Source organism: Cyanobacterium sp. T60_A2020_053 (assembly GCA_015272165.1).
Lineage (GTDB): Bacteria > Cyanobacteriota > Cyanobacteriia > Cyanobacteriales > Cyanobacteriaceae > Cyanobacterium.
Window position 1 is genome coordinate 1 of sequence record JACYMF010000035.1, and the last position, 4,600, is coordinate 4,600.

The 4,600-nt window shown below is 37.7% G+C and carries 7 protein-coding genes and 1 pseudogene; 5 read left to right on the forward strand and 3 right to left on the reverse strand.

Features of this window, described 5'->3' with window-relative positions; all coding sequences use genetic code 11:
- From IGQ45_05435 to gmk, 5 genes and pseudogenes are all read left to right on the forward strand, one after another.
- The coding region (locus IGQ45_05435) for a transposase (protein MBF2056665.1) at positions 1–123 on the forward strand (123 nt) is incomplete at its 5' end.
- A gap of 15 nt (positions 124–138) precedes the next feature.
- Positions 139–366: pseudogene (locus tag IGQ45_05440) on the forward strand (PIN domain nuclease).
- A gap of 143 nt (positions 367–509) precedes the next feature.
- Positions 510–1,181: a MotA/TolQ/ExbB proton channel family protein gene (locus tag IGQ45_05445; protein ID MBF2056666.1), complete on the forward strand. Its 672-nt coding sequence runs from the start codon at positions 510–512 to the stop codon at positions 1,179–1,181.
- 149 nt (positions 1,182–1,330) lie between these two features.
- Positions 1,331–1,969, forward strand: coding sequence for a biopolymer transporter ExbD (locus IGQ45_05450; GenBank protein ID MBF2056667.1), 639 nt, complete (start codon positions 1,331–1,333; stop codon positions 1,967–1,969).
- Between the two features lie 190 nt (positions 1,970–2,159).
- On the forward strand, positions 2,160–2,714 hold the full coding sequence (gmk, locus tag IGQ45_05455; GenBank protein ID MBF2056668.1) for a guanylate kinase: 555 nt from the start codon (positions 2,160–2,162) through the stop codon (positions 2,712–2,714).
- Between the two features lie 52 nt (positions 2,715–2,766).
- Here the strand turns inward: gmk and IGQ45_05460 are convergent, their stop codons facing one another.
- The 3 genes from IGQ45_05460 to IGQ45_05470 all read right to left on the reverse strand — a co-directional run bounded on the left by IGQ45_05460 (position 2,767) and on the right by IGQ45_05470 (position 4,501).
- A complete protein-coding gene (locus IGQ45_05460) occupies positions 2,767–4,143 on the reverse strand; it encodes a Rieske 2Fe-2S domain-containing protein (GenBank protein ID MBF2056669.1) in 1,377 nt (458 codons plus the stop codon).
- Between the two features lie 99 nt (positions 4,144–4,242).
- On the reverse strand, positions 4,243–4,380 hold the full coding sequence (locus IGQ45_05465) for a hypothetical protein (GenBank protein ID MBF2056670.1): 138 nt from the start codon (positions 4,378–4,380) through the stop codon (positions 4,243–4,245).
- The gene (locus tag IGQ45_05470; GenBank protein ID MBF2056671.1) at positions 4,358–4,501 is read right to left on the reverse strand and encodes a type II toxin-antitoxin system HigB family toxin; all 144 of its coding nucleotides are present in this window, start codon (positions 4,499–4,501) and stop codon (positions 4,358–4,360) included. Before IGQ45_05470 ends, IGQ45_05465 begins: the two co-directional genes overlap by 23 nt.
- Positions 4,502–4,600: the final 99 nt, after the last annotated feature.

The window sequence follows — 4,600 nt, forward strand, 5'->3', positions numbered from 1 at the left end:
ACCGTAGGGCATACGGGAACATACGCTTGGGGAGATTTGCCCTCTTGGGCGATTGCCTATGGGCTGTCGTCTAACGGCGAGTCGGTGAACCAAGAATCCCCCACTATAACCCGTAGGGTTTAGTGGTGGGAGTGTCAATTGGCTGTGCAAAATTATCTTGAACCCGACTATACTTCTATTTGGGATAACTCTGCCCGTCTATATTTTGAACTTCGCCGTAAAGGAATTACTATTCGCAGTAATATTGATTGTGCCATCGCTGTTATGGCTTTAGAAAATAATTTTACGTTGTATCACAATGATCGAGATTTCGAGGCAATCGCACAGCATACATCTTTGAAACAAAAAAAACTCAATCTATCTTAAAGACAAATTTACTACAGCGCCCTCCGCCATGACAGAAGGTGAAAAATGGATTAGAGAAAATTTGCCTATAGATTGATAATCTAAATTAAATCATTGATAATAAGTGAGAGAATTATAATACTTTCCCAAGGGGTGATAAAACGGTGACATTAACAGAATTAATTGACAAGGGTGGTTTTTCGATTTGGCCCTTACTATTCCTTTCTATTCTCGCTTTAGGTACAATTATTGAACGTCTCTGGTTTTGGTCTAGGGTATTAATTAAAGAAGAACAAATTTTAAATAGTGTGATGGATGCCGCCACCACGAATTGGGGTAAAGCTGGGGAAATCGCTTCCCGTTATCGTCAACATCCCCTCGGTAAATTTCTCAATGCGCCTTTACAATTAGATAATCCCGATCCTGAAGTGTTTCATTTGGCATTGGAGACGGGCGCTGATGATGAATTATCCTTAATGAAAAAGGGAGACAAAATCCTAGAAGGAGTTATCGCCCTTTCTCCTTTATTAGGATTGCTTGGCACTGTATTAGGTTTAATTCGCTCTCTCGGCTCAATCTCCCTCAGTGACTTAGGTACAGCTTCCACCACTGGAGTAACATTGGGTATCGGTGAATCGCTAATTTCTACCGCAGTGGGTTTAATTGTGGCTATTGTGGCGGTGGTTTTTTACCGTTTATTTCAGGCTTTTTGGTATAACCAAGTAAGAATTTTTCGTAAAGCAGGAAGTGATTTGGAGTTAATTTATCGTCAAAAATGGCTAGGGCAAGATTTTGAACCTTCTTTGAGTGAAATGGAGTCTAAAATTAAAATTTAGTTTGTCCAAGACATAAATTTTTCACCAATAGAAATAATCACCTGTTTAAAAGTGATGATTTTGAGAGAAAATAAAACCTCATAATTGTCAATTATCCATTGTCAATTTGCCATCACCACTGCACTTTTTCAGCACCACCTACATATATTATGAATAATTTATCCAAAAATTCTGTTCAAGAAAAAAAGTCGTCAATTAATGCAAATTCTCGTAAATATACCCCACGCCCTTTAAAATTATGGCATGACATTAACTCTCAGCAAGAGGTAAGAATCGAAATTGTGCCGATGATTGATGTTATTTTTTGTATTTTGACGTTTTTCATCTTGGCGGCGGTGGGTTTTTCTCGTCAACAGGCAATCAGTCTAAATTTACCAAAAGCTAGTACCGGTGAAGCGCAAATGCGTGATATGTTGATGGTTAGTTTAGATCAACAAGGGCAACTTTATCTCGAAAAACAGCCCGTTAGTCAAATTCAACTTTACAGCGCCCTCCGCACTTATAACAGTCTTAATCCTAGTGGTTTAATGGTGCTTTATGCTTCCGAGGAAGTGCGCTATAGTCAGGTGGTAGAAATTTTGGATATGTTAAAAGAAGTTGGCGGTAGTCGAGTGGCGCTGGCAACCCTAGCAGATAATCCCACTCAACTTCCTGAAAATACGCCTCCCAATTCTGGCATTAATCCTTACTTACCACCCACTCAAAATTTACCTAGTATTCCCAATTTACCACCCACTCCCACTTTACCTCCAGTTGAAACTTCCCCTTCACCACCATCTACTAATTAGGGGTTGCTGAAAAAGTGGAGTCATGAGGGTAATGGACAATTGATAATGAGACGAATAAAAAATTAATTGTTTTCTTAATTCTTCATTCTCAATTATTAGAAAATATTACTCCCCTCTCCTGTGGGAGAGGGGTTGGGGGTGAGGGCAAATTAACTAATAATTTTTACTTTTAATAATCATCAATTTAATTATGAAAAAAACAGGTAAATTAATCATTATTACTGGACCTAGTGGCGTAGGTAAAGGCACATTAGTGCAACAATTAACCACTAGAAATAATAATTTTTTTGTTTCCACTTCTGCCACCACAAGGCAACCACGAGAGGGAGAAAAACATGGTAGAGAATATTATTTTTTATCTGTTAATGAGTTTCAAAATATGATTGATAACTCTGATTTTCTGGAGTGGGCAGAGTATGCAGGAAATTTTTATGGTACTCCCAAACAACCAGTTATGGAACAAATTGCACAGGGAAAAAATGTTATTTTAGAAATTGAGGTGGAGGGCGCTGGGCAGGTTAAAAATAATTTTTCTGAAGCATTGTCCATTTTTATTTTACCGCCATCTTTAACAGAATTAGAGCGAAGATTACGAGGTAGAGGTAACGATAAAGAAGAAGCAATTATCAAAAGATTAGCGAAAGCAAAAGAAGAAATTAACGCCGTTGATGAATTTGATTATCAAGTAACAAACGATCAATTAGAAGTAACTATTGCTAAACTTGAGGAAATAATTTCTAGGTAGCGCCCCTCTCCTGTGGGAGAGGGGTTGGGGTGAGGGCATTTAAACAGAATTATTATGATAAATTTCGAGGCGCGATAGTTTGCCCGTAATAGAATTTTTTGATCAGATTTCCTAACCAAAAATAAGCTCCAATACTACTCAAATTAATAATAGTTGTAGTCATGATAACTGCCCTAGGTAAAAGATTACCATGAAGCACAATTAACGGCATTAAAGACCAAATAATTAAGTTAATAATTAATATAGCTAAACGAATTTTTTTAATGTTTTCTAGAGCACTCCGACAATCAGCGCACTCCACCGTATGGGAATGATAACGTTCTAATAATACCTCATGGGTTGGGGTTGGAGGAAAAGATTGATCGGGAAATAATTCCCCTGCAAACTTATTAACCCACTTTCTAAATTCACTGACAAATAAATCAGCTTTTGTGGGTAAATAACAGGCTTGAGCATACTTTTCGCTACCGCCTAATTTATCTAAATAACGCTCTTGATGATGTAAGAAAATTTGGTCATCCTCAAGGATAGCATTTTGATTAAGATGGGAATACCAACGAGGAGTTAATTTAATAAAAAACTGTGGTATTTTAGAAGAAAATTGAAAGGGAAAAAAGGCAAATAAACGACATTTTCCTTTATTCATAGGAGTAGCATAAACTACCGTCATGGTGCGCCCGAATTGCTTAGAGGTTAAATCATGCCACATTAAATTCGGAGCAATAAAAGTAGTGTATTGAGTGCCTAATTTACCTTTTCTTGGACCTTCTGCCCACACTCCCTTAAAACCTTGCCTATCACTACTGATAATTTCTAAATCCACAGGGGAAACATTTTCTCGTTTACCCACAGAATTATGATGGGTGTAGGGAATATGACTGGAATCAAGGACATTTTCTAGCAACGTTAAAGCGGAATAGGGAATATCTCGGAAAGTAGTTAAAATCAACCATTTATCGGGATTTTCGGCGATAGGGTCAACAAGGGGAATATTATCTGTATGGGCATTTTTTGCTTCACCACCATAGACAAACAGTAAATTTTGACGAATCGCACAAGCATAAACTTTGGCACAGGCACGGGGCGATTTCTCGGCTTCCATACCCTCTTTTTGTTGGGGTATTACCTCGCAATGTCCTTCCCCTGAGAAGCTCCAACCGTGATAAGGACATTCTAACAAACCTTCTTCATTAATTCTGCCTTCGGTGAAGGGCGCCCTCCGATGAGGGCAACTATCAGCAAAAACGCGCCATCGTTGCGAGGATTCCTCCCACCAGATTACAATATCTTCACCTAGTAAAGTAAAGCCATTGGGTCTTTTTTTGTTTAAATCATCGACATAAAACACGGGATACCATGCTTCTCGATAATCAAAATGATCGGGGCGCGCGCCACCAACGGGATTAATTTGGTTAATAACTGTAGTCATTACTTTTTTTGATAGTTTTATCTCTATGTTAACTTTTGTTAAGGAAATAGGGTTTTAATATTTCCGGCTTTACCCTCATTCCCAGCAACTACAATAAATTCAATCAATAAACAGCGATACGTCAACATTAAACAATTGAGCGAGGGCGCTGTCATTTTCAATATCATTAGTGATTCGTTTTGGTTGATATTGTACTAATAAACTACTGTATTTATCAGGACGAAGAGTAAAGGTCATTTTTCCAGCCTCCTTTATCATATTCAGCATGAGTCAAAATATATTTGATGTAGATTGTTTGACGAGCATAAATCACATCAGTAGGGTTAAGATATACTACACAAGAATAGTAAAACCTCATAATTGTCAATTGTCCATTATCAATTATCAATTGTTCTTATATAGCTGACGTTACGCACTGATTCAAATGTTACGTTAAGGGAGGTTTCAGGTAGCAGGT